Here is a 23,432-nt window from a genome sequence, read left to right on the forward strand (position 1 = left end):
ACCTCAGAACCCGACCAGCGGGCCGAACGTCGGCAATGCCACCGCCAGCCCGACCTTGAAAATCAGATAGCACAGCACGGCCAGGACCACGGACATGATGGCTGCAGATCCGAGCGAGTTCCTACGCGAGGCCATGGCCGCCAGGAAAGTGCAGATCAAGACAACCGGGACCAATCCGAGCGAGCGCGCACCACCCGCAAAAATTGCCAGCGACAGACAGATCAGCACGATGCTTCGCAAAGCGAGGGGACCATCGGTCGCTACCGGCGGATTGCGCAGGCCCGATACGACGACCGTCACGCCGAGCGCAAAAAGAATGCATGCCAGGACAACGGGAAAGAAACCCGGTCCCATCTGAAAGAGGTTGCCGAAATCGTAGCGCAGTCCTTGCAGTGCAAAGAACGCAGCGATCGCGATGAAGATGCCGCCAGCGAACACGTCGTGCCGGCTTTGCTTTTCGGATATGTTCACCGTGTTCCTCCCGGGTGACTGTCTCCTTCGTAGCCTCGCGGCGGCTACAGAATGTTCGAGCCTGCGATTGCCGCGCAGACTGCGTCGGTCACCTGTTGCGTATTTGCGGTGCCGCCGACGTCGGGTGTCAGGATTCCCGCTTCAGTCACGCGCTCGATGGCGCTCATCAGACGAGCCGCCGCTTCCCCTTCTCCCAGGTGCTCGAGCATCTGGGCTGCAGTCCAGAACGTCGCGACAGGATTGGCGATGCCCTTGCCCGTGATGTCGAACGCCGACCCGTGAATGGGTTCGAACATCGACGGATACCGCCGCTCCGGGTCAATGTTGCCGGTTGGGGCCACGCCAAGGCTTCCGGCAAGCGCGCCGGCAAGATCGGACAGAATATCGGCATGAAGGTTGGTGGCAACGATCGTGTCCAGGCTTTGCGGCTTCAGCGTCATCCGCACGGTCATGGCGTCGACCAGCATCTTGTCCCAGGTGACGTCCGGGAATTCCTTGGAGACTTCGGCGGCGATCTCGTCCCACATCACCATGCCGTGACGCTGGGCGTTGGACTTGGTGACGACGGTGAGCAGCTTGCGCGGGCGGGCCTGCGCCAGCTTGAAGGCGTAGCGCATGATGCGGGTGACGCCGACGCGGGTAAAGATCGCGACTTCGGTGCCGACTTCTTCGGGCAGCCCCTTGTGGGCACGACCGCCATGCCCGGAGTATTCTCCTTCCGAATTCTCGCGCACGATCACCCAGTCGAGGTCACCGGGGCGGCAGTTGCGCAGCGGAGGCGTAATCCCCGGCAGGATCTTCGTGGGGCGGACGTTGGCGTACTGGTCGAATCCCTGGCATATAGGCAGTCGGAGCCCCCACAGGGTGATGTGATCCGGCACGTCCGGCGCGCCGACCGCCCCGAAGTAGATCGCGTCGAACGCCTTGAGTTGCTCCAGCCCGTCCGGCGGCATCATGACGCCGTGCTTCTTGTAGTAGTCCGAACCCCAGTCGAACGTTTCGGTCTGAATTCGGAAGTCGCCGCTCCTTTGCTCGAGAGCTTCCAGCACCTGCAGGCCTGCTGCAATGACTTCGGGGCCGATCCCATCGGCGGGTATGGCGGCTATCTTGTACTGGCGCATGTCTATCTCGATTTCCTGGTGGGGGGAAGGCAAGGTGGCCGGCTGCAGCCACCTTGAGAACTGGACGCTCGAAGGACGTCGACAACCTCAGTTCGATGACGTTCCGATGAGCTTGGTCAGGCGCTCGACTTCGGACTTGAACTTCTGGTCCAGTGCGGCGGGCGTGGCGAGTTCCGGCGGAACGGGAGCCGTGCCGAGGCTGGCGAACCGTTCGACGACGACCGGGTCTTTCAGTGCCGCCTGCAAGGCCTCGGCCAGCTTGTTCCGGATCGGTTCGGGTGTGTCCTTGGGCGCCCAGATCGCATGCCAGGCACTCAACTCGAAGCCCTGAATGCCGCTTTCCGCGACCGTGGGCAGATCGGGCAGCACCTCGATCCGGGCAGATGTCGTGACGGCGTAGGGATGGATCTGGCCGGCCTTGATCTGCGTGGTGGTGTTCGTGGTCTGGTCGCACGCCAGGTCGATGCGGCCACCAATCACATCGGTCATGGCCGGCCCCATACCTTTGTAGGGCACCAGCGTGAACTTGCTGCCGAGGCCGTCCTGAAGGAGCCGCCCGCACAGGTCGGAAACGGCACCGGTCCCTGCGGTCCCGAAGGTCACTGCCTCGCCCTGCTCCTTGATGTAGGCGACAAGATCGACAAAGCTTTTGGGTCCGAGCTCATTGCGCCCAACGATTGTCATCGGCACCTCAGTGATGAGACCGACGCTCGAAAAGTCCTCGATAGGCTTGTAGGGAAGGTTCGGGTAGAGCGCGGCGAACGTCGCGACGCCGATATGGTACAGCAGCAAGCGATATCCGTCCGGATCCGCCTGGGCAACGGTACTCGCGCCAAGCGACCCTCCCGCCCCGCCCATGTTCTCGACCAACACCTGCTGACCGAGCGTCTTGCCCATGGATTCGGCGACGAGCCGCGCCACGGTGTCGCTGGGCCCGCCGGCCGCTGCCGGCACCATGATGGTGATGGGTTTGTCGGGAAAATTCTCCTGGGCGAACACGCCCGTCGATGAAATTGAAAGGGACAAAGCTGTGGTCGCGAACATAATTCGAAGCATGTGCAAATTCCTCCCGGTTCGAGCAGATGCCTCCACATCTGTTCCATGCGATCTTGCATGCAAGGCGGAATTTATCCTTGCTTGGGCATTTGTCAACCCTCGCTGCGGCGCGTATAAGTGGGCTGCCTGCAACGAGATGAACCTGCGAAGGTGAAAATGGGTGAGATGCTAGCTCCTGCGCCTTTGCGCTCTGCAGTCGATACGACGTCCTCGGATGAAGGAACGGCGGGGAGAGTGACGGCGGCCTACAACGCCATCAAGCAAGCCATCCGATCCAATGTGTTCCCTCCAGGCTACCAGGCCGCCGAGATCGAGATCGCCCGGCAGCTCGGCATGAGCCGCACCCCTGTTCACGAAGCCATGGCACGCCTCCAGGAGGACGGGCTCGTCAGGATCCTGCCCAAGAAGGGCATCATCATATGCGCCTTGTCTCCAGTGGACATCGAGGAGATTTATGAGGTGATCATCGCGCTCGAGGGCGCTGCCGCCGCGCGACTTGCGAACCTTCCCGAGGAGGAGCGCAAGCCCGTCGTGCAGATCCTGAAGGACGCTACCAACAGGATGGTCAAGGCTCTTGTAGAGGACGACCTCACCGATTGGGCTGCTGCGGACGAAAATTTCCATGAGACGCTCGTGACCCGGTGCGGAAACCGCAGGCTGATGCGTATGACCGGAACCGTTGCCGACCAGCTTCACAGGGCACGGATGTTCACGCTGCGGCTGCGGCCGCTGCCAGTGAATTCATCTGACGAACACTACGCCGTGATCGACGCCATCGAAAACGGCGACGCAGAAGCAGCGAGCCGCGCAGCAAGGCGTCATCGCCAGCACGCACATGACGCGCTGGTTCCGCTCATCGCACGGTACGATCTTCGCAATCTGTGACGCCAGCACGGCATGAACTGGCATCCGTCCCGCTCGGAGGCGCGCCAGCAACACTGAAATTCACGACTTTCCAATGCGCGATCGCCCTGCGGCGATGGAGATGGACGGCAATAGCGGGCCGTTTCGAGCGAGGCGCCACGAAGAGATTTTCGGACCGCCAAGTCATGACCGCCCGACTTCCAGCCAGCAACTTCTTAGCCGGCGAACCTGGCACCTCGACCATGCGCGGCCCTATCCGCGGCACCGTTTCGTTTACTTCGGTGGGTAGGGCTCGATATCCGCTGACCAATAGTGCCTGGCGATGTTCTGGCTGTTGCGGATGACGTGGTAGGCGATATCCGGATCACCTCCTTCGAAAGTGTCCGGGTCCGCACCGCACATCAGGCAATACATTCTCTGATGGACAACGCTTGCAAAATATTGCATCGCCGGCGCCGCGTCTTCCTGCCCGAGCGCTCGCATTTCTTCGGCAGCCTGTCTGGTAGCCTCCTCCAAGGCCCGGGACACTGAAACCGCCAGCGAATCCTGGGTCCGCTTGATGATATCGACGATCTGCCTTTCGGCCGGTGTGAGGACAGGGCAGCTTTTTGTCATGGCTCCATCTCATATGGGGACTGGATCAGGCAGGCAACCGCGATTGCGTGTTCTGGCGATGTGATGAGAAGCGGCATGTCCCCTCTTGCTTTTTCCTGTGAGCTCACGATCTGCCACTGAGAGGCGTTGTCACGTTGTCTCACTGAGCCGGTCACGGCCCACCACTGCGCCATTGCGCGAAGGGAGCGAAAAGATTTCGCGGGCACATTGCAGTTTCCCTCGAACGTTGCGTAATCTCGCCTTTGACATCGCCGACGGCGGCGGCGGAAGAGGGGACGGCGAATGCTCAAACTGGAAGAAGGGCGCATCACCGCGCTGGTGACGGCCGGCGTGCTCACGCTGGCGCTGCTCTATGTGGCGCAGTCGGTGTTCGTTCCGCTGACCTTCTCCATCCTCGTCATCGCGCTGATCTGGCCGCTGCAGGCCGCCCTGCAGCGCGTGATGCCACGGATGCTGGCACTGCTGATCACGCTCACGGTCACGATCGTCGCCGTCGTCGCGGTCGGCTCTTCGATCGCCTGGGGGTTGAGCGTGCTCGGGCACTGGCTGTTCGTCAACGCGGGCCGGTTCCAGGCCATCTACCTCGACTGGACGCAATGGCTGGAAGAGCACGGCGTCGCCATCGCCGGACCGTTGTCCGAACAGTTCAACGTCGGCTGGCTGGTGGGAATGCTCCAGGGCGTCGCGGGGCGGATGAACAGCTTCGCCGGCTTCACGATCGTGATTTTCATCTCGGTGCTGCTGGGGCTGATGGAAGTGGAGGACTTCAAGCGGCGGCTGATGCTGCCGAGCATCCAGCCGCTCGGCGCCCTGGTCCTGGAATCGAACCTCAGGATCGCCGCGAAGCTGCGGCGCTTCATGGCCGTGCGCACCTTCGCCAGCGTGCTGACCGGCCTTGTCGTCTGGATTTTCGCCAGTTTCGTCGGACTGGAACTGGCCGCCGCCTGGGGCGCGATCGCCTTCGCCCTGAACTACATCCCCTTTCTCGGCCCCTTCATCGCGACCGTGTTCCCGACGCTCTTCGCCATCGCCCAGTTCGATTCCTGGCAGTCTGCCGTCGTGGTGTTCGCGGGCCTCAACCTGATCCAGTTCGTGATCGGCAGCTATTTCGAGCCGCGCCTGACCGGGGCCTCGCTGGCGATCTCGCCCTTCGCGGTGATCTTCGCCGTCTTCTTCTGGGCCTTCATGTGGGGTTTGCCCGGCGCGTTCATCGGCGTGCCCATCCTCATTTGCCTGGTCGAGTTCGGCCGCCGGATCGAGACGACCCGGTGGATCGCCGTCCTCCTGTCGGGCGAGCAGCCGCCGACCGATGCCCCGTCGCCGACCGACCGGTAGCGAAAGGACCGGGGGGTCGGTGGACGGGAATGCCGGGCTATCGCCTGAGCCGACGCACGTCGACGACCCGGCCGTTATGGCGGTTCACCGCAATCTCGTAGCGGCGCGCGCCGCGCCAGGCCCGATAGACGAAGAAGCGGCCATGGCAATCGATGATCCGAACGTCCCGGAAGCCCCGGTTGCGCAGCCGCCTCTGGCCCTCGCGGCAACTGATGGACCGCCCACCGCTGACATTGCTGCCGACGTGGATGTTGATCGTGACCGCTTCGGCGGGAGCCGGCGCCAGCACCGGCGGCGTGGCGAGAAGGGCGACGAAGAGGGAAGCAAAGACAAACCGGTTCAATACGGCCTCCTGAAAAGACGGCGTGACGTTGGATTGCTGACGCTGGATCGCTACGGATGGATTGTCAGTCGGAGACATGAATGCGGGACAGTTACAGCACGCAGGCTGTTCCGGTTCTCCGCCGCTCATGTCGTCTCCGGCGGGCGCAAGACGACGCCCGCCGGAGAGAGTTGCCCCCTGGATGACCCGCTAGCGCGGGCAGGCGGCGATATAGCGCCGGCCGTACCGATCGCGGTAGTAGCACTGGCCGGGCCTGCCGGCGACGTTACCGATGACCGCGCCCGAGACGCCACCGATGGCCGCGCCGACGGCAGCACCGCGGACGTCGCCGGTGACCGCACCGCCGATGACCGCACCGGTCGCAGCACCGATCCCGGCACCTCTCTCCGTCGGTGTGCAGCCGCTGGCCGCAATCCCCGCCAGAACGAGTAAAAGGTAAAACTTAGGCATTTTCCTTCCTTTCCTGCTCGTTGAAATGCTTCATCATCGGTCCAAACTCCGCAACGTTATCCTTCAATGGCGCCTGTGTAAAATCGCCGGGGACGTCGTCGCGACACGCTATCCTCCTCTTATCATCGGAAAAACCGCGACGAAGAAATAGAGGACGAGCACGTAGGCGAGCACCTGGAGCGCATAGGTCTGGCCGTTGCCGGTATAGACCCGCCGCGCCGCCCCGGCGGCCCCGCTGACGGCGCCCGAAACGGCTTCCCAGAAGCGCTCGGCATGGGATGCCAGCATCGGCGCGAGCAGCGGCCGGTAGTAGCGGAAGAACCGCGTCGAACCGCCCGCCCGCGACGGCCAGCGGCCGATCCTGTAGATGACCCACAGGACACCGGCGCCGAGCAGGGCCAGACCAACGGCACCCGCCATCGCTCTCGCCGGATTCCAGTAGGCATAGATCAGTTCCAGCGACATGCCCTGCCAGACAAGCGTCGAGGCGAACTGCGGATCGATGGCGGCGGAAACGGGATCCATCAGCAGCCTGGGGAAGAACGACAGCAGCAGGATACCCGCCACCAGCACGAACTGCGGCACGAGAAGTGCTGCCGGCGCCTCGCGCAGTTCCGCATGCTCCGGCTTCAGCCGGCCGAGGAACAGGGCGTGGCCGAAGCGGAGCATGTAGAGCAGGCCGACGAGGGTCGCGAGCACGCCAAGCGCCAGGGGGCCGTACCAGCCCCTGTCCACCATCGCGCTGAGGAGCAGCCACTTGCCGCCGAAGCCGGCGAGCGGCGGCAGGCCGGACATGGAGACGAGCGCAACGATCGCGACCGCAAAGGTCAGCGGCATCCGCCCCACAAGCCCGCCGCACGCATCCAGCCGCCTCAGGCCCGTTCGCTCGATGATCGCCGCCGCCGCCAGGAACAGGATGCCCTTGACCATCAGATGGTTGGCGACGAGATAGAGCGCCGTCACCCAGCCGAGATGGCTCATCAGCGCCACCGCGGTAACGATGTAGCCGGTCTGGCTGAGGCTCGAATAGGCGAGCATCCGTTTCATGTCGGCCTGCTGGAGCGCGAGAAGGGCTGCAATGACGGTCGTCAGCATACCGATCCAGCCGACAAAGCGTGCAAGCTCGAGGCCCGCATCCGAGCGCGTCGCCAGATAGGCCGCCATGAACAGGCCGAACACCGCCACCTTTCCGACGACGGCGGACAGCATGGCGGAGAAATCGTCGTCCGCCTTCGCGTAGGAAGCGGGCAGCCAGACATGGGCGCCGATGACGCCGATCTTGACCATACATCCGAGCGCGATCAGCACGAATGCCGGCGCGGCCGCCGGGCCGGCGGCGAGGAAGGCGGCAAGATCGGTGGTGCCGGTGACGGCCCGGGCGATCGCAAACCCCGCGAGAATCAGGAAGGCGGATGCCAGAGAGAACAGTAGGAACTGGAGCATGACGCCGCGGGCGGCAGGGGAGAGCGCCAGCATGAAGGCCGATGCGAGCGTTACCAGTTCCCAGGCGAAGAAGAATTCCAGGCTGGTGGACGCCCGCAGAAGGGCGACGATCGACAGAAGCAGGACCGCCATCAGCGGATGGTAGCCGGGCCGCGCATCACCGCGATAGAGACCCGCTGCGGCGATGACGAGCCCGCCCGAAAGGAGAAGCGCGGCGAAAAGCCCGTTGATGCCGCCGATGCCCTGCGCCATCCAGGTTCCCGCGGCGAAGACGACGAGCAGCATCGACAGGCACCTGGCCCTGCCCGGCAGGCCCTCGATCACGAGAAGGGCGGCGCCGGCGACGAGCGGCGCATGGAGCCAGACGGAAGCGGCGCCGGCCGCCCAGGCGGCGACCATGCCGCCGACTGCCAGCAGCGCGACGCAAGCTGCGGCGGGAAAAAGACCCCACCGCGGCGCCCTGCCCGCCGGCTCCCCGCGTCCCGGCTTCACTGCGCGGGCGAACCAGTGGAACAGGTAGGCCGCCTCCAGAAGGGATCCCAGGAGGACGACGGCAATCCACGCATATCCGCCGTGTTCGGCAAGCCGCAGCACCAGTTCCCATTTCGCCCAGAAACCGGGAAAGGGCGGCAGGCCTGCGATTGCGACCAGCAGGCCGCAGAAGACAAAGATGAAAGGCGCGCCCGCGGACAATATGTTCCAGTCGCGGATCCTCCGGCGCCGCACCGCGCCCGCCAGCCAGAAGAGCCCCGCCTTGGCGAAGAGATGATTGAAGAAGAGCCCGCCGACGACGAGCGGCAGCGCATCGTCCTCGCCGTGCCGCATCAGCAACGAAAGCGCCAGCACCAGCAAGGCCATCTGCGCAATCGAGGAGCAGCCGAGCATGCGCTGGACATTCGATTGCCGCAGGCCGACCAGGTTGGAGAACAGGAAGGTGACGGCAGCCGAGACGGCGATCAGCGTCAGCTGCGACGCGAAAAGCGGCATCAGCTTGAAGAGCGCGAAGAAAACGCCCGCCGAAACGCCGACGGAAACAAGCGCCGCCACGCCCGCCGGCGCCGTTTCATAGACGTCCAGCCCCCAGCCGTTCGCCGGGAACGGCTTGAGTTCGATGACGAGACAGGCGAGCACAAGGACGAGTGCGGTTGTGCCGATCGGGCCGGCGATCAGGTCGCGCCGCGCGATCATCTCGTCGATGCTGAGCGTTCCCGTCACATGATAGAGCATTGCCGCCCCGAGCAGGAAGAACGACGAGGCGAGCACGGTCGCCATGATGTATTTGAAGGCGCCCGCCATGGCCGCCCGCGTCTGCCCGAGCCCGAACAGGCCGTAGGTCGCAATGGACACGATCTCCAGAAAGACGAACAGGTTGAAAAGGTCCCGCGTCATGATCATGCCGTTGATGCCCATGACGAGGATCAGGTAGAGCAGCAGGAAGGTGTAGCTGTCGCGCAGACGGTGCCAGAGATGCCAGGCGCCGAGCAGGGCCGCAAGATTGACCCAGAAGGCGAAGAACCCCTCCGCCGGGCCCAGGCGAAGACTGATCGCCAGGGGCGGCGCGGTCCCGGCGGTCTCGATTTCGAAGGCGTCCGCGCCGCCGAGCAGGCGCCACAGGCAGGCGCCGGAGATGATGGCGATGCCGGCAAGCGCTGTCCAGAACGCCACGGCCGGCAGGCGCTTCGACAGCCGGTAGAGCAGCGGGATCAGGAAGCCTCCGCCCAGCCCGAGCAGGAAGATGTTCAGCGGCTGGAGGAAGCTCTCTACCATTTCGAGTCCGTGAATGCGTCTATGGAGAGTGTCTTGCGCGCTTCATAGAGCCGGATCGCAAAGGAGAGCATGATCGCCGTGACCGAGAAGCCGATGACGATCGCCGTCACCACGAGGGCGGACGGAACCGGATCCACGGCGCGCGCGGCCGCCTCGCCGATCGGCAGCGCCTGGTCGATGATCGGCGCCGTTCCGCCGGTGACATAGCCCGTCGCGACGATCACGATATGCATGCCGGTGCCGAACAGCGAGAATCCGATGATGATGCGCAGGATGTTCCTGTGCACCAGCACGCCCCACATCCCGATCAGGACGAGGACGAGGCCCGTTACCAGAAGCAGATGTGAGATCGGCAGTCCCATCGTCTCCTCCGGCAGTTCAGTTTCGGAAGCGGTCGATGATGACGCTGAGTTCCGCGGCGACCTTGATGCCGAGCAGAGCGGAGATCAGCGGGATCGCGCCCGCGCTGACGAAGGCGCCGAACGTACCGCGCGGCAGAATATGGCTGTCGAGGAAGCCGCCGGCGAGGAACAGGCCGAGAATGCCGAGCGCCACATAGAGGACGCCGGCGAGCGACTCCGTCACGCTCAGGAAGCCGTGATGCAGCACCACCGCCGGCCGGGCCAGGACAAGGAGGACGACGCCCGAGGCAACGACGGCGCCGCCCTGGAAGCCGCCGCCTGCCGAAAGGTGGCCATTGACGATGACATAGGCGCCGAACAGGAAGGCGATCGGAAGGACGACCTCAGCACCGTTCACCACCAGTTCGCTCGGCGGCCGGGCCGGACGGACGCTACCGGCCGCAGGCGAAGCGCTGCCGGAAAGCAGCATCCCGACGCTGGCGGCAACCATGAACAGCACGGCGACTTCGCCGAGCGTGTCGAAACCGCGATAGGTGATGAGGATGCCGGTGACGACATTGGCGGCACCGAGGTCGGCAGGCACCTGCTCCAGATAGCGCAGGGCAAGGTCGGACGGCGCGGTGCGTTCGCTGTAGCCGAGGGCAAGTCCGGCAAAGACTGTGCCGAAGAGAAAGACAATAACGGCAGCCCACACCTTCGTCATGGCGATCCGTTCTTTTCGGTGCGCGCGGCGTTGCGTTCGGCCAGCGCATCCACGACCGTCGACGGGGCCATGGGAATGCGGATGGCATGGGCGGCCCGGGACAGGGCATGCGACGACAGCGGATTCGTCAAGAGCACGAAATAGGCGACGACCAGCAGCTTCAGGGCCCAGTCGGGATGGTAGAAGCCGAGCCCCGCCAGCACCAGGATGTTGCCGAGGGTGGACGCCTTGGTTCCGGCCTGGATGCGCGTATAGGTGTCGGGCATGCGCAGGAGGCCGACGCCGGCGGAGAAGAGAAAGAAGGCGCCGGCGAGAATGATGATGCTGCCGATCGTTTCCGCCACCCTCTAGTCCTCCTTTCCCGCGCTCGTCCTGCGGATCGCATGAAGGAAGACCAGCGTCGAAAGCCCCGCGCCGATGGCCGCTTCCGCCATGGCGACGTCGGGGGCCGCGAGCAGAACGTAGGATACGGCCGCAAACAGGCTGGCAAGGCCCGAACTGACCATCGCAGCCGTCAGCCCGCGCAGCGTCACGGCCAGCACCCCGCTGACGATGATGCTGGCGCAGATCAGGATGACAAACAGTTCCTGCAGCATGCCTACCGCCCCCTTTCCAGGAAGCGCGCGACGGCGAGCACTGCGAGGAAGCTCAGGAGCCCGTAGACCAGCGCCACGTCGAGGTAGACGAAGCGCCCGGAGAGGTGAGCATAGAGCGCCACCAGCGACAGCGAGATCACCGTCAGCGTGTCGATCGCGACCACGCGGTCCACGACCGTGCGGCCGAGGATCAGTCGCAGCACGGAAAACAGGATGCTGAGGAAGATCAGGGCGCCGGCAAGCATGAGGATCGTGTCAGCCAAAGACCTTCCCCAGATGCTTGTCGAATGCCCCGGCGATCATCTCGGTCGCCTCCGCCGGATCCGTCGTCCTGACGTCCAGCCAATGGATGAACAGGGTGTCCCCGTCGATGTCCATCACCAGCGAGCCGGGCGTCAGCGCGATCGAATTGGCCAGCGCCAGCCGGCCGATTGGCGAACGGAGCCGCAGGTTGATCTTCACGATGCCGGGGTGGATGTCGATGCGCGGCGCATAGACGTAGCGCAGCATGTTGAGGTTCGCCTTCACCATTTCGACGACGAAGACGCCGGTGTAGACGAGGAAATGGAAAAGCACCCGCGGCGTCAGCAGCACGTCGTTCCAGACCGCGCTGCGCGTCGCGAAGATCCAGGCGATGGCGCTCGCGACCAGCAGGCCGACGAGGAGAATGGCGGGGGCGGCCGACGCGTTGAAGACGATCCAGAGAACAAGAAGAAGCAGCCACAGTCCCGCAAGCCCTCTCGGCAGAGCGGCATTCGCGCGCGGGTTCTCTTCCTCGACCGGTGACACGGGCCATCCACTCCCAGGGGCGGTTTCAATCATGCCAGGCACTGCGACGACACGATCATGATGCACGCGGCACTATCGTTGTACATGGCATGGCGTCCCATTCGACGCCCGTCGCGGGAGCCTGGAATGGCGCCGCTCGTCCCCCTCGCCGACCGGACCTAGGGGACCGCGGCGAGCCTGCCGATCAGTCGCGCCGGCAGGAAAACCGTCAGCGATGCGGCGCCTTCGACGGCGGAGGCGCTGGCGGCAAGGGCAGTGGGCGACATCGCCGTCTGCTCGTCTTCCAGCGTGGCGCGCATCAGGCGGCTGTTGTCGATCAGTTTCATCAGCGTCTCGGAACTGGCAAAGACGCTGTGGCTACCGCCATCGACGTCGGAGACGTCCACCACGGTGATGCCGCGCGCCTGCAGGAAGGCAATGTCGGATCCGCTGCCGACACGCGGATGGCCGCCGGCGATCCGGCGGGAGAACCCGAGCGCGCGATCGCGGCGCGATACGATGATGGTGAACGGCTGGGGCAGCGTGCCGATATCGTCGACCTGGCTCTGGAAGGCGTCGATGTCGATGTCGGGCGCGGCAAGGACCACGCCGCCGAGCCGCTTCAGAATGGGCCCCTTGCCGCTCATCGCGAGGGTTCTCAGGGCTTCCATCACGACGTAGGCGCCCATGGAATGGCCGAGGATCACGACCCTGCTCGCCTTCGTCCGGGCGGCGATCTCGATCGTCTCGGCAAGCCCGCCGCGGCCGACGATGGCGCTGTCGCGGTCAAACACATAGAGGGGAACGGAAGCGCCCGACGGCCAGGCGTAGTGCACCGAAACCGAGTCTATATCATAGTCGTGGGTGAGCTGCGCGTTGCGGAACAGGCTCTCGGCGATGTTGTTGTTGTAGCCGTGAACGAAGATGAAGATTTCGCGGCTCTCGGGCTTGCGCTTTTCCAGGGCCGCGTTCAGCGCATCGATGAACGCCTGGCGGTCGGCGATCGGCGCATAGGCCAGCGCGGTGAAGTGGCGGGCGGGGTCGGGAACGCGGCCGCTCGTCTCGACGCGGCCCGGCCTGTGGTTGGCGGGGATGCCGATATCGAACTCCGCAAAGGCCAGTTCCTGCGAGCGCCCGGCGGAATAGGGCATGGCGGGATCGTCCGACCGGACGCGCGACGTCGCCAGATAGATCGGCACGACGGCTGAGGCGGCCGCACCCGTTGCGCTGCCCGGCAGGCCGGTGACGGCCCGCGGTCCGCCGCAACCGGCCAGCGCGGAGACAATCAGGAGAAGTGCAAGCGCACGGTATGCTGGCATCGTCGGGCCCGGCTTCTGGTCACACCGGAACCTTAGAGCATCCCGCCGGACGCTCGGCAAGGCGGCCGTTGGGGCCTTCGGGTGCGACCGGCGCATTTACATCTGCCGGGTGCGGGACTCCAGGCCAATTCTGCGGGACCCTCAGCCAATTACACCGTGTATTCGATGTTGCAGGATCGCCCGAAGCAGGTCCGGGACCGCCTCGTCGCAACCAGGGAAAGCATTGCATGGCGCAGGACACTCCACAGAAATTCTCGTTGTGGACACTGACGGCGATGGTCGTCGGCTCGATGGTCGGCGCCGGCATCTTCTCGTTGCCGCAGGCGTTCGGGCGCGCGACCGGCCCCTTCGGCGCGCTCATCGCCTGGACGATCGCCGGCATCGGCATGCTGATGCTGGCGCTGGTCTTCCAGACGCTGTCGCGGCGCAAGCCCGATCTCGACGCCGGCATCTATGCCTACGCGAAAGCCGGATTCGGCAATTATCCGGGTTTCCTCTCCGCACTCGGGTATTGGTCGGCGGCCGTTCTCGGCAACGTATCGTACTTCATCCTGATCAAGTCGACGCTCGGGCTGTTCTTTCCCGTCTTCGGCGACGGCAATACCGTTCCTGCCATCGTCATCTCCTCCGCCCTGCTGTGGTTCATGCACACGCTGATCCTGCGAGGCATCCGCGAGGCGGCCGCGCTGAACACGATCGTCACCTTCGCCAAGCTCATCCCGATTCTGCTCTTCGTCGTGTTCGTCGCTCTCGGCTTCAAATCCGACGTCTTCTCCGCCAGCTTCTGGGGTGGCGAGGAGGTCAGCCTTGCGACGGTCGCCGGGCAGGTCCGGGCGACCATGCTGGTGACCGTCTTCGTCTTCGTCGGTATCGAGGGCGCGAGCGTCTATTCGCGCTATGCCCGGCGGCGCTCCGATGTCGGCCTTGCGACGCTGATGGGGTTTCTGGGCGTCCTTTGCCTGATGGTCCTCGTCACGCTCCTGTCCTATGGCGTTCTCCTGCGGCCGGATCTCGCCGCCTTGCGCAATCCGTCGATGGCGGGCGTTCTGGAGGCCGTGGTCGGGCCATGGGGCGCCGTCTTCGTCGCCGTCGGGCTGCTGATTTCGGTCGCAGGCGCCTACATCTCCTGGGTGCTGCTCGCAGCCGAGATCCTCTATTCCGCCTCGAAATACGAGACGATGCCGCGCTTCCTCAGCCACGAGAACAGCCGGGGCGTTCCCTCCAACGCGCTCTGGCTGACGAACATCATCGTCCAGATCTTCCTGATCCTGACGCTGTTCACCGAATACGCCTTCCGCCTGGCGCTCGAGTTGACGAGCTCGATGATCCTGATCCCCTATTTCCTCGTCGCCGCCTATGGCGCGAAGCTCGCCTTCAGCGGCGATACCTACGGCCGGGACCCGACCGCCCGGCGCGCCGATCTGGCCCGGGCGGCGATTGCCACGATCTATACCGCCGGGCTCGTCTACGCGGCCGGGGCCCAGCATCTGCTGCTCACGACAGTCATCTATGGCCCCGGAACGATCCTCTACCTCATTGCGCGCCGTGAACAGGGCAAGCGCGCCTTCACCCCGCCCGAACTGGCTCTGTTCATCCTCGCCGCGCTCGGCGCCTGCGCCGGGCTCTACATGATCGTGACCGGCGGGGTTGCCTGAGGGATGGAACCCGGCGCAGCGTCCCGTGAACACGAGCAGACGAAGTTGCGGTACCCAGCGTATCGCCATGATCAGCAGACTGCCCGCGTCTTCTGCGTGGGCGCCAATTCTGAACGCACAGCATAGTTTTGGGATTCTGTGCTGATCACAGTGGTTGTTATTACGCCTATTAATTTCAACAGGTGCCACCAGTCTTCGAGCCAAAACATCGGGAAATTGAGGCACTTATCGGGGGAACCATGGCATCGCAATCGACGCAGAAACTCTCGCTCTTCGCACTCACGGCCATGGTCGTGGGTTCCATGGTCGGCGCTGGCATTTTCAACCTGCCTGGCCGCTTCGGCGCCGCCACCGGCCCGTTCGGCGCCATGATCGCCTGGGCGATCGCGGGCACCGGCATGTACATGCTGGCGCGCGTCTTCCAGGCGCTCGCGGAGAAACGGCCGGATCTCGATTCGGGCGTGTTCGCCTATGCCAAGGCCGGCTTCGGCAACTACATGGGCTTCCTGTCGGCCTTCGGCTACTGGCTCGGCAGTTGCCTCGGCAACGTCTTCTACTGGGTACTGATCGGCTCGACGCTCGGCCGCTTCTTCCCCGAGATCTTCGGCGACGGCAGCAGCACGATTGCGATCATCGTATCGCTGATCGGCATCTGGATCTTCCATTTCATGATCCTCCGCGGTGTCGAGCAGGCAGCGTTCATCAACACCATCGTCACCATCGCCAAGATCGTCCCGATCATCGTCTTCATCCTGGCGCTGATCTTCGTCTTCAACTATGCCCAATTCTCCGAGAACTTCTTCGGCGGCCCGGGCATGCCGGAGAAATCGCTGATCGCACAGGTGCGCGACACCATGCTGATCACCGTGTTCGTCTTCCTCGGGATCGAGGGCGCGAGCGTCTATTCGCGCTTCGCCAAGGAGCGCTCGGATGTCGGCAGGGCGACGATCCTGGGCTTCGTCGGCGTGACCGGCCTGATGGTCGCGGTCACGCTCCTGCCCTATGCGGCGCTGCCCCAGGCGGAGATCGCAGCGGTCCAGCAGCCGTCGCTCGCCACCGTTCTCGAGGCGGTCGTCGGCCATTGGGGTGCGGTCTTCATCTCCATCGGCGTCCTGGTCTCGGTTCTGGGCGCCTATCTCGCCTGGTCGCTGATCTGCGCCGAAGTCCTCTTCGCCGCAGCCAAATCCCAGGACATGCCGAAGCTCTTCGCCGCGCAGAACGGCAACCGGGTTCCGGCGAATGCCCTGTGGCTGACGAACATCGTCGTGTCGCTCTTCGTCATCTCCACCTACTGGTCGCGCGACGCGTTCAACTTCATGCTCGACATGACGAGCGTCACCGCGCTCTTGCCCTATCTGCTGGTCGCCGGCTATGGCGTCCTGCTCGCCCGCAGCGGCGTGGGCTATGAGACCACGCCGGATAAGCGCGGCCGCGACCAGGTCTTCGCCTGGATCGCCGTCGTCTACACGATCTTCATGTTCATTGCCGCCGGGCTGAAATACGTGCTGCTGGTCGCCGTGCTGTTCGTGCCCGGCACCATTCTCTACTTCTGGGCACGGCGCGAGCAGAACTTGCAACTGTTCACCCCGACCGAACTCATCGTGTTCGCAGTCACGCTGGTCGCCGGCCTGATCGGGGCCTACGGCCTGCTGACCGGCCTCATCACACCTTGAACAGAAAGGCAGAGACGTCATGACAACAGATACTCCGTTCGGCGTGCATTCCGAAGTCGGCCAGTTGCGCAAGGTCATGGTTTGTGCCCCCGGCCGCGCGCACCAGCGCCTCACGCCCTCCAATTGCGACGACCTTCTCTTCGACGACGTGCTGTGGGTCGACAACGCCAAGCGCGACCATTTCGACTTCATGACCAAGATGCGCGACCGCGGCATCGAGGTCGTGGAGATGCACAACCTTCTCGCGGAGACGGTGGCGATCCCCGAGGCCAAGAAATGGATCCTCGACAACCAGGTGGTGCCCAACCAGATCGGCCTCGGCCTGCTGGACGAGGTGAGGTCCTATCTCGAGGGCCTTTCGAACCGCGAACTGGCCGAAACCCTGATCGGCGGGCTGTCGACCTTCGAGTTTCCCGAGGCCGTGGGCGGCGAGCAACTGGCCCTGATCCGCGATGCGGCCGGCGTCAACGAATACCTGCTGCCGCCGCTGCCGAACACGCTCTACACGCGCGACACCACCTGCTGGATCTATGGCGGCGTGACGCTCAACGCGCTCTACTGGCCGGCCCGGCACGAGGAAACCATCCTCACGAGCTCGATCTACAAGTTCCACCCCGATTTCGCCGGCAAGGTCAACGTCTGGTGGGGCGACCCGACCAAGGACTGGGGCCTTGCGACGTTCGAGGGCGGCGACGTCATGCCGATCGGCAAGGGCAACGTGCTGATCGGCATGAGCGAGCGCACCTCGCGCCAGGCGATCAGCCAGGTCGCAGCCGCCCTGTTCGAGAAGGGCGCGGCCGAGCGTGTCATCGTCGCTGCCATGCCGAAGCTGCGCGCGGCCATGCACCTCGACACCGTCTTCACCTTCGCCGACCGGGACTGCGTCTTGCTCTATCCCGATATCGTCAACGGCATCGAGGCCTTCTCCTATCGCCCCGACGGCAAGGGCGGGGTCGAGCTTCACAAGGACAAGGGCAGCTTTGTCGAGACCGTGCGCGATGCGCTCGGCCTGAAGAAGATGCGCGTGGTGGAAACCGGCGGCAACGACTACATGCGCGAGCGTACCCAATGGGACAGCGGCGCGAACCTCGTCTGTGCCGCGCCGGGCGTCGTCTATGCCTATGACCGCAACACCTACACCAACACGCTGCTGCGCAAGGAAGGCATCGAGGTGATCACCATCACCGGCGCCGAGCTCGGGCGCGGCCGCGGCGGCGGGCATTGCATGACCTGCCCGATCATCCGCGACGCGGTCGACTACTGACAACATATGCTAAAGCCTGTGCGCGGGCGACCGCGCACAGCACCTTTTCCCTCCAGATGAGGTCGCCATGACGCGCACGCTTTCCGCATCGAGAAAAGTCATCCTGCGCGGTCTGGGGCTGGCCGCCGCCCTGTTGCTCGTGTCCGGCTGCCAGGGCGAGGACGAGCAGGCGGAACTGCCGCCGCGGCCGGTCAAGACGGTCACCGTCTCCTTCAACCCGGACGACACCTTCGGCTCGCTGGTCGGCGAGGTCCAACCCAGGTTCGAAACCAGTTTCAGCTTCCGCCAGGGCGGGGAGGTCCGCGAGCGCACGGTCGATGTCGGCGACCTCGTCAAGACCGGCGACGTGCTCGCCCGGCTCGACAGCGAAGACCAGCAGGACGCCGTCCGCAAGGCGGAGGCCAATACCTTCGCCGCCCGGGCAAACCTGGACAACGCCGTCCTGAACCGCGACCGGCTGCAGTCCCTCTATCCGCGGACGGCGACGCGGCAGGCGCTCGACGCGGCGATCGCCCAGGCGACCACGGCGCAGGCAAGCGTGGATGCGGCGGACGCGGCCCTGCGCGTCGCCAACAACAACCTCGACAACCGGACGGTGATGGCCAATGCCGACGGCGTCGTCACCGCCGTCGGCGCCGAGATCGGGCAGATCGTCGGCGGCGGCCAGATGGTGGTCCGGGTAGCGCGCATGGAGGAGAAGGACGCCGTCTTCCAGGTGCCCGAAAGCGCGATCCAGTCTGCGAGCCGCGACATGCGCATCGAGGTCCGCCTTCTCAGCAACCCGCAGAGCACGACGGGCGGCCGGGTGCGCGAGATCTCGCCGGTGGCCGATCCGATCACCCGCAACTTCACCGTCCGCGTCGCCCTCGACAACCCGCCGGAGGACTTCCGCTTCGGCAGCGCCGTACGCGGCAGCGTCCGGCTGACCGGAGATCCGGTCGCGCGGCTGCCGATGACCGCCCTGTTCAACCAGGGCAGTGGCTCGGCAGTCTGGATCGTCGACCCCGGCAGCAGCACGACGAAGCTCATGCCGGTCACGGTTCTTCGCTTCGAGACGCAGGATTTCCTGGTCACCAAGGGCATCGCCGACGGCGACCACGTCATCGTCGCCGGCGCGCAGCAATTGCGGCCCGGCATGGCCGTCCGCCTGCTCGAAGGAAGCCTTCAATGAGCGGTGGCTTCAACCTGTCCGAATGGGCGATCAAGCGCCAGGGCCTGATCGTCTTCCTCATGCTTCTCGGCGCCATCGCCGGCGCCCTGTCCTTCTGGAACCTCGGCCGCAGCGAGGACCCAGACTTCACCGTCAAGACCATGCTCGTGAGCGCCGCCTGGCCGGGGGCGACGATCGAGCAGCAGAGCGACCAGGTGACCGATCGGCTGGAACGCACGCTCCAGCAGGTACCCTTCTTCGATTCGCTGCGCAGCCTGACGACGGCGGGCCAGTCCGTCATCTACGTGGTGCTTGAAGACTCGACGCCGCCGGCCGAGGTCGCGGAAGTCTGGTACCAGGTCCGCAAGAAGGTGGGCGACATCCGCCACACATTGCCGCCCGGCGTCGCCGGCCCGTTCTTCAACGACGAGTTCGGCGACACCTTCGGCATCATCTACGGATTGACCTCCGAGGATTTCAGTGACCGGGAACTGCGCGACTGGGCCTATGAGGCGCGAAATCGCCTCCTGCAGGTCGAGAAGATCGGCAAGGTCGAGATGCTCGGCACCCAGGACGAGACGATCTATATCGAATTCTCGACGCAGCGGCTGGCGAGCCTGGGCTTGAGCGGCGGCACCATCATCAGCACGATCCAGGCGCAGAACGCCGTCCTGCCCGCCGGCACGGTGACGACCAACGCCGACCGCACCGTGCTCGAGGTTTCCGGCGACCTCAAGGACGAGAACGACATCCGCAACCTGAACATACCGACAGCGTCCGGCTTCGTCCGGCTGGGCGACATCGCCAGCGTCGTGCGCGGCACCGTCGACCCGCCGCAGCCGATGTTCCGCATCAAGGGCAAGCCGGCGCTCGGCATCGCCGTATCGATGGCGAGCGGCGGCGACATCCTGGCGCTCGGCCGCAACATCGACACCGTGATGGCGCGCTTCCAGAACGACCTGCCGATCGGCATCGATCTGGTGCAGGTCGCAAGCCAGCCCGCCGTCGTCGACACCGCGATCCGCGGCTTCACCGTTTCACTGCTGCAGGCGATCCTGATCGTGCTCGGCTGCAGCCTCGTGGCGCTCGGCCTGCGCGCCGGCCTCGTCGTCGCCGTGTCCATCCCGCTCGTGATGGCGATGACCTTCCTGATGATGGAGATGACGGGGATCGCGCTGCAGCGCGTCTCGCTCGGCGCCCTCATCATCGCGCTGACGCTGATGATCGACGATGCCATGGTCGCCGTCGAGATCATGCTGGCCAAGCTCGAGGAAGGGATGGAGCGCGTCCAGGCGGCGTCCTTCGCCTACACCTCCACCGCCTTTCCGATGCTCGCCGGCACGCTCGTGACGATTGCCGGCTTCATCCCGGTCGGCCTCGCCCAGAGCGTTTCCGGCGAATATGCCCGCTCGCTCTTCCTCGTCATCGCCTATGCGCTGATCATTTCATGGCTGATCGCCGTGCTCCTGATACCGATCATCGGGCTTGCGGTGCTGAAGTCGGGAACGGCGGCCGACAGGAAGCCGGAGAGCGCGCTGATCGGCACCTTCCGCCGCCTGCTGCACACATGCGTGCGAATGCGCCTTGTCGTCATTGCCGCAACCGTCGGGCTGTTCGTCGTCTCGCTGCTGGCCTCGGGGCTGATGAACAGGCAATTCTTCCCGCCGTCCGACCGTCCGGAACTGATGCTGCAATTGGTGCTGCCGCAGAATGCCTCTATCCATGCCACCGAGGCGACCGCGCGACAGGTCGAGGAGATTCTCGCTGGCGATGAAGACGTGGTCGACTGGAGCTTCTATGTCGGCTCCGATGCCATCCGCTTCTACCTGCCGATGGACATCCAGCCGCCCGCGCCGTTCCGGGCGCAGGCGGTCATCATTGCCAGCAGCGTCGAGGGGCGTGACGCCCTGCAGGCGCGATTGCAAACGGAAATGGACGAGAAATTCCCCAACGTCGTCGCCCGGCTGTCGCCGCTCGAAATGGGCCCCCCGGTCGGCTGGCCGGTCCAGTATCGCGTCAGCGGTCCCGATGTCGCGAGCGTGCGCGACCTGGCCTGGAAAGTGGCCGACGTGCTGGGCGACGTCCGCGGCGTCATCGCGCCGAGCCTCGACTGGAACGAGCCGATCCGCAAGGTCGTCATCGAGGTCGACCAGGACCGCGCCCGTCTCGTCGGCCTGAACTCGTCGGCGATCGCGCAATCGCTCTTCGCAACCACGTCCGGCCTGCCGATAACGCAGGTGCGGGACGCGATCTACCTCGTCAACGTCGTGGCGCGGTCGGCACCGGAGGAGCGCGCCGACATCGAGACCCTGCGATCCCTGCAGATCCCGATCGGCCCGAACCGCACCGTGCCGCTGGCCAGCATCGCCACGATCGAATACCGGACCACCCAGCCGCTGATCTGGCGGCGCGACCGCATCGCCACCATCACCGTCCAGGCCGACATGACCGAAGGCGTGCTGGCGGAATCCGTCGTCGAGGAGGCAGAGCCCCGGATCGAGCAGTTGCGCCGGGACAACCCAAGCTTCAGCATCGAGATTGGCGGATCGGTCGAAGGTGCCGAGACCGGCATGGCCTCGGTCACCGAGATGCTGCCGGTCATGGCGATCGTCATGATCATCATCCTGATGTTCCAGTTGCAGAGCATCAATCGCCTGCTCCTGGTGTTCAGCGTCGTGCCGCTCGGGCTCATCGGCGTGGTGGCGATCATGCTGCTCACCAACACGCCGGTCGGCTTCATCGCCGTCCTCGGCATGATCGCGCTCATCGGCATGATCATCCGCAACTCCGTGGTGCTGGTCGACCAGATCGACAAGCGGATAGAGGAAAAGGGCAAGACCTGGCAGAGCGTCATCGATGCGACGGCCAACCGCGTTCGCCCGATCTTCCTGACCGCCGGCTCGACCATTCTCGGCATGCTGCCGATCGTGCGCGATCCCTTCTGGAAGCCGCTCGCCTTCACGGTGATCGGCGGGTTGATCGTGGCGGCGGTGCTGACGCTGATCTTCCTTCCGGCCCTCTACGTGGTCTGGTTCCGCGTGCCGCCGGAAGCGACGGCAACACCCGTGCCTGCCGACAGGAAGGAGCCGGCGCCGGCTCCCGCATGATCGTCATGCTGAAAATGGAACGGTTTCGGGGAGATGCCGGCGATTTCGTCGCCGGCACGGATCGCAATCCGGAAGCACCCGGAGCACGGCTGCCCCGGCGCCGTCAGGCGATCGCGCAGCAGGGAGCGATTTCGGATTTGGCGCCGCTCTGGAGGCGCCAGAGAAGCGCGCCGAGCCGATCTTCCGGCGGCAGGCTCGCCAGGTTGGCGTCGGCATGGTTGGGCGAGCCGATCCGCTTTCCCTTGCGGACCTCGCTGGGGCTGTAGCCGAATTCCCGCTTGAAGGCGCGGCTGAAATCGGCGCTGTCGAAGCAGCGTTGTTCGGCGATATCGAGAATGCGACGCTGCTCGCGCGGGTTTGCCAGCGCGGAATGGGCGTCGAGCAGGCGCCTGTGCTGGATATAGCGGTTGACGCCGCCCGCCGGCTCGAACAGACGATAGAGGCGGGTGCGCGAGACCGCCAGTTCACGCATCAGCAGCTTGGCGCTCAGTCGCGGATTGAAGAGGTTCATCTGCACGAACTGCCGCGCCCGCTCCTGCAGGCCGCCCGAAATGGCATCGCTCTCGTCCTCCAGGCGGTCGTCGGTCGGGGCCACGCAGGCCAGGATCATGTCACGGGTGGCTGACATCAGCCGCGGCAACTCGTCGATCCGCATGCAGGTCAACTGATGGGCGAGACCGATCATGAAACTGGTGAACATGCGCCCCATGGCCGTATCCAGCGTGGTGAATTCCGCCGCATCCAGGATCCGCGCCATGTCGCGGCAGAAGTCGCGCGGCACCCAGAGCACCAGCATCTCGCTGTCGGACACCACGCCGTGATACGGCCGCCCCAGCGAGTGGATCTGGACGATGCCGGGCCGCCCGTGGAAGGTGGAACGCTCCGTCGTCGTGGTGCACTGCCCGCTGAGCAGCACCGTCATCACCCAGTGGTCGAGCGGGCGGCACTGGACATGGGCCGGGTGGCTGGAAAAACGCAAGGCTCCCGTCTTGATGCGCGAGAAGCCGAGGCCGCCCAGATCCCACAGGGCCTGGCTGCCCTGGAACTCCGTCCGCGCATCCCGCGTCACCTCGAGCATCGGTGCGAAGGAGCGTCGCCAGGCATCGAAGCGCTCGGCGACCGGCAGGTCATCGGTGGAGAAGGTATAGCCCGCGACCGAGGGCGACATTGCTGTATCGACCGGCGCCGGCGTATTGGCGCGGGGCGGGCGCAAATGCAGGGCGGCGGGGCTAAAGCCAGGATCGAACGCTTGCGATATGCTTACTCCATTGTCTGTTCTCATGACAGAACTCCCATTCGCACGACGTCCAAGCTTCTTGACGGAGATCCGCAGAGCTTTCGGCGAACATGCGCGACACCACGCATCAGCG

The 23,432-nt window shown here is 64.9% G+C and carries 22 protein-coding genes; 7 read left to right on the top strand and 15 right to left on the bottom strand.

The features are described 5' to 3' along the window. Window positions 1-3: 3 nt before the first annotated feature. The 3 genes from OCK02_RS13735 to OCK02_RS13745 all read right to left on the bottom strand — a co-directional run bounded on the left by OCK02_RS13735 (window position 4) and on the right by OCK02_RS13745 (window position 2,648). Window positions 4-471, bottom strand: a complete 468-nt coding sequence (locus OCK02_RS13735; RefSeq protein WP_263813538.1) for a tripartite tricarboxylate transporter TctB family protein — start codon at window positions 469-471, stop codon at window positions 4-6. 44 nt (window positions 472-515) lie between these two features. Beyond that, complete coding sequence (locus OCK02_RS13740) at window positions 516-1,592, bottom strand: tartrate dehydrogenase (protein WP_263813539.1); 1,077 nt, start codon at window positions 1,590-1,592, stop codon at window positions 516-518. A gap of 87 nt (window positions 1,593-1,679) precedes the next feature. Continuing rightward, entirely contained in the window at window positions 1,680-2,648 is a 969-nt protein-coding gene (locus OCK02_RS13745) for a tripartite tricarboxylate transporter substrate-binding protein (protein WP_263813540.1), read from the bottom strand. A gap of 234 nt (window positions 2,649-2,882) precedes the next feature. Between OCK02_RS13745 and OCK02_RS13750 the strand changes: the two genes are divergently transcribed. Next, the gene (locus tag OCK02_RS13750) at window positions 2,883-3,533 is read left to right on the top strand and encodes a GntR family transcriptional regulator (protein ID WP_263813541.1); all 651 of its coding nucleotides are present in this window, start codon (window positions 2,883-2,885) and stop codon (window positions 3,531-3,533) included. 252 nt (window positions 3,534-3,785) lie between these two features. Here the strand turns inward: OCK02_RS13750 and OCK02_RS13755 are convergent, their stop codons facing one another. Then, on the bottom strand, window positions 3,786-4,127 hold the full coding sequence (locus OCK02_RS13755; protein ID WP_263813542.1) for a hypothetical protein: 342 nt from the start codon (window positions 4,125-4,127) through the stop codon (window positions 3,786-3,788). A 282-nt stretch (window positions 4,128-4,409) separates the two neighbouring features. Here OCK02_RS13755 and OCK02_RS13760 point away from each other — a divergent pair, with 282 nt between their 5' ends. Next, window positions 4,410-5,462: an AI-2E family transporter gene (locus OCK02_RS13760; RefSeq protein ID WP_263813543.1), complete on the top strand. Its 1,053-nt coding sequence runs from the start codon at window positions 4,410-4,412 to the stop codon at window positions 5,460-5,462. Window positions 5,463-5,499: 37 nt separating this feature from the next. Here the strand turns inward: OCK02_RS13760 and OCK02_RS13765 are convergent, their stop codons facing one another. The 10 genes from OCK02_RS13765 to OCK02_RS13810 all read right to left on the bottom strand — a co-directional run bounded on the left by OCK02_RS13765 (window position 5,500) and on the right by OCK02_RS13810 (window position 13,213). Continuing rightward, window positions 5,500-5,934: a hypothetical protein gene (locus tag OCK02_RS13765; RefSeq protein WP_263813544.1), complete on the bottom strand. Its 435-nt coding sequence runs from the start codon at window positions 5,932-5,934 to the stop codon at window positions 5,500-5,502. 60 nt (window positions 5,935-5,994) lie between these two features. Then, the gene (locus OCK02_RS13770; RefSeq protein WP_230807610.1) at window positions 5,995-6,255 is read right to left on the bottom strand and encodes a YMGG-like glycine zipper-containing protein; all 261 of its coding nucleotides are present in this window, start codon (window positions 6,253-6,255) and stop codon (window positions 5,995-5,997) included. A 108-nt stretch (window positions 6,256-6,363) separates the two neighbouring features. Then, entirely contained in the window at window positions 6,364-9,465 is a 3,102-nt protein-coding gene (locus OCK02_RS13775) for a proton-conducting transporter membrane subunit (protein ID WP_263813545.1), read from the bottom strand. Continuing rightward, window positions 9,459-9,827, bottom strand: a complete 369-nt coding sequence (locus OCK02_RS13780; RefSeq protein ID WP_263813546.1) for a sodium:proton antiporter — start codon at window positions 9,825-9,827, stop codon at window positions 9,459-9,461. The genes OCK02_RS13775 and OCK02_RS13780 overlap by 7 nt, the downstream gene beginning before the upstream one ends. A 16-nt stretch (window positions 9,828-9,843) precedes the next feature. Next, window positions 9,844-10,530, bottom strand: a complete 687-nt coding sequence (gene mbhE, locus OCK02_RS13785; protein ID WP_263813547.1) for a hydrogen gas-evolving membrane-bound hydrogenase subunit E — start codon at window positions 10,528-10,530, stop codon at window positions 9,844-9,846. Further along, a complete protein-coding gene (mnhG, locus tag OCK02_RS13790; protein ID WP_263813548.1) occupies window positions 10,527-10,874 on the bottom strand; it encodes a monovalent cation/H(+) antiporter subunit G in 348 nt (115 codons plus the stop codon). Before mnhG ends, mbhE begins: the two co-directional genes overlap by 4 nt. A gap of 3 nt (window positions 10,875-10,877) precedes the next feature. Beyond that, the gene (locus OCK02_RS13795; RefSeq protein ID WP_263813549.1) at window positions 10,878-11,126 is read right to left on the bottom strand and encodes a hydrogenase subunit MbhD domain-containing protein; all 249 of its coding nucleotides are present in this window, start codon (window positions 11,124-11,126) and stop codon (window positions 10,878-10,880) included. 2 nt (window positions 11,127-11,128) lie between these two features. Further along, on the bottom strand, window positions 11,129-11,389 hold the full coding sequence (locus OCK02_RS13800; protein ID WP_263813550.1) for a monovalent cation/H+ antiporter complex subunit F: 261 nt from the start codon (window positions 11,387-11,389) through the stop codon (window positions 11,129-11,131). Then, complete coding sequence (locus tag OCK02_RS13805; RefSeq protein ID WP_263813551.1) at window positions 11,382-11,915, bottom strand: Na+/H+ antiporter subunit E; 534 nt, start codon at window positions 11,913-11,915, stop codon at window positions 11,382-11,384. Before OCK02_RS13805 ends, OCK02_RS13800 begins: the two co-directional genes overlap by 8 nt. A 158-nt stretch (window positions 11,916-12,073) precedes the next feature. Continuing rightward, window positions 12,074-13,213: an alpha/beta hydrolase gene (locus OCK02_RS13810; RefSeq protein WP_263813552.1), complete on the bottom strand. Its 1,140-nt coding sequence runs from the start codon at window positions 13,211-13,213 to the stop codon at window positions 12,074-12,076. A 227-nt stretch (window positions 13,214-13,440) separates the two neighbouring features. Here OCK02_RS13810 and OCK02_RS13815 point away from each other — a divergent pair, with 227 nt between their 5' ends. The 5 genes from OCK02_RS13815 (at window position 13,441) to OCK02_RS13835 (ending at window position 22,062) form a co-directional block, all read left to right on the top strand. Further along, the gene (locus tag OCK02_RS13815) at window positions 13,441-14,868 is read left to right on the top strand and encodes a basic amino acid/polyamine antiporter (protein WP_263813553.1); all 1,428 of its coding nucleotides are present in this window, start codon (window positions 13,441-13,443) and stop codon (window positions 14,866-14,868) included. Window positions 14,869-15,107: 239 nt separating this feature from the next. Next, a complete protein-coding gene (locus OCK02_RS13820; RefSeq protein ID WP_263813554.1) occupies window positions 15,108-16,541 on the top strand; it encodes a basic amino acid/polyamine antiporter in 1,434 nt (477 codons plus the stop codon). A 19-nt stretch (window positions 16,542-16,560) separates the two neighbouring features. Next, window positions 16,561-17,805 carry an arginine deiminase gene (locus OCK02_RS13825; protein ID WP_263813555.1) on the top strand — a complete coding sequence of 415 codons (1,245 nt, stop codon included), beginning with the start codon at window positions 16,561-16,563 and terminating at the stop codon, window positions 17,803-17,805. Window positions 17,806-17,872: 67 nt separating this feature from the next. After that, entirely contained in the window at window positions 17,873-18,976 is a 1,104-nt protein-coding gene (locus OCK02_RS13830) for an efflux RND transporter periplasmic adaptor subunit (protein WP_263813556.1), read from the top strand. Further along, window positions 18,973-22,062 carry an efflux RND transporter permease subunit gene (locus tag OCK02_RS13835; RefSeq protein ID WP_263813557.1) on the top strand — a complete coding sequence of 1,030 codons (3,090 nt, stop codon included), beginning with the start codon at window positions 18,973-18,975 and terminating at the stop codon, window positions 22,060-22,062. Before OCK02_RS13830 ends, OCK02_RS13835 begins: the two co-directional genes overlap by 4 nt. A 103-nt stretch (window positions 22,063-22,165) precedes the next feature. On the opposite strand, the gene OCK02_RS13840 is transcribed toward OCK02_RS13835, so the two are convergent. After that, window positions 22,166-23,230: a helix-turn-helix domain-containing protein gene (locus tag OCK02_RS13840; protein ID WP_263813558.1), complete on the bottom strand. Its 1,065-nt coding sequence runs from the start codon at window positions 23,228-23,230 to the stop codon at window positions 22,166-22,168. Window positions 23,231-23,432: the final 202 nt, after the last annotated feature.

It is taken from the genome of Rhizobium sp. TRM96647, from assembly GCF_025780115.1.
Lineage (GTDB): Bacteria > Pseudomonadota > Alphaproteobacteria > Rhizobiales > Rhizobiaceae > Mycoplana.

Bases quoted from the DNA above. Each gene is read 5' to 3' on its own strand.
- OCK02_RS13740 (WP_263813539.1), bottom strand. From the start codon at position 1,592: ATGCGCCAGTACAAGATAGCCGCCATACCCGCCGATGGGATCGGCCCC.
- OCK02_RS13745 (WP_263813540.1), bottom strand. From the start codon at position 2,648: ATGCTTCGAATTATGTTCGCGACCACAGCTTTGTCCCTTTCAATTTCA.
- OCK02_RS13755 (WP_263813542.1), bottom strand. From the start codon at position 4,127: ATGACAAAAAGCTGCCCTGTCCTCACACCGGCCGAAAGGCAGATCGTC.
- OCK02_RS13760 (WP_263813543.1), top strand. From the start codon at position 4,410: ATGCTCAAACTGGAAGAAGGGCGCATCACCGCGCTGGTGACGGCCGGC.
- OCK02_RS13765 (WP_263813544.1), bottom strand. From the start codon at position 5,934: ATGAGCGGCGGAGAACCGGAACAGCCTGCGTGCTGTAACTGTCCCGCA.
- OCK02_RS13770 (WP_230807610.1), bottom strand. From the start codon at position 6,255: ATGCCTAAGTTTTACCTTTTACTCGTTCTGGCGGGGATTGCGGCCAGC.
- OCK02_RS13775 (WP_263813545.1), bottom strand. From the start codon at position 9,465: ATGGTAGAGAGCTTCCTCCAGCCGCTGAACATCTTCCTGCTCGGGCTG.
- OCK02_RS13780 (WP_263813546.1), bottom strand. From the start codon at position 9,827: ATGGGACTGCCGATCTCACATCTGCTTCTGGTAACGGGCCTCGTCCTC.
- mbhE (WP_263813547.1), bottom strand. From the start codon at position 10,530: ATGACGAAGGTGTGGGCTGCCGTTATTGTCTTTCTCTTCGGCACAGTC.
- OCK02_RS13795 (WP_263813549.1), bottom strand. From the start codon at position 11,126: ATGCTGCAGGAACTGTTTGTCATCCTGATCTGCGCCAGCATCATCGTC.
- OCK02_RS13810 (WP_263813552.1), bottom strand. From the start codon at position 13,213: ATGCCAGCATACCGTGCGCTTGCACTTCTCCTGATTGTCTCCGCGCTG.
- OCK02_RS13815 (WP_263813553.1), top strand. From the start codon at position 13,441: ATGGCGCAGGACACTCCACAGAAATTCTCGTTGTGGACACTGACGGCG.
- OCK02_RS13820 (WP_263813554.1), top strand. From the start codon at position 15,108: ATGGCATCGCAATCGACGCAGAAACTCTCGCTCTTCGCACTCACGGCC.
- OCK02_RS13825 (WP_263813555.1), top strand. From the start codon at position 16,561: ATGACAACAGATACTCCGTTCGGCGTGCATTCCGAAGTCGGCCAGTTG.
- OCK02_RS13830 (WP_263813556.1), top strand. From the start codon at position 17,873: ATGACGCGCACGCTTTCCGCATCGAGAAAAGTCATCCTGCGCGGTCTG.
- OCK02_RS13835 (WP_263813557.1), top strand. From the start codon at position 18,973: ATGAGCGGTGGCTTCAACCTGTCCGAATGGGCGATCAAGCGCCAGGGC.
- OCK02_RS13840 (WP_263813558.1), bottom strand. From the start codon at position 23,230: ATGTCGCCCTCGGTCGCGGGCTATACCTTCTCCACCGATGACCTGCCG.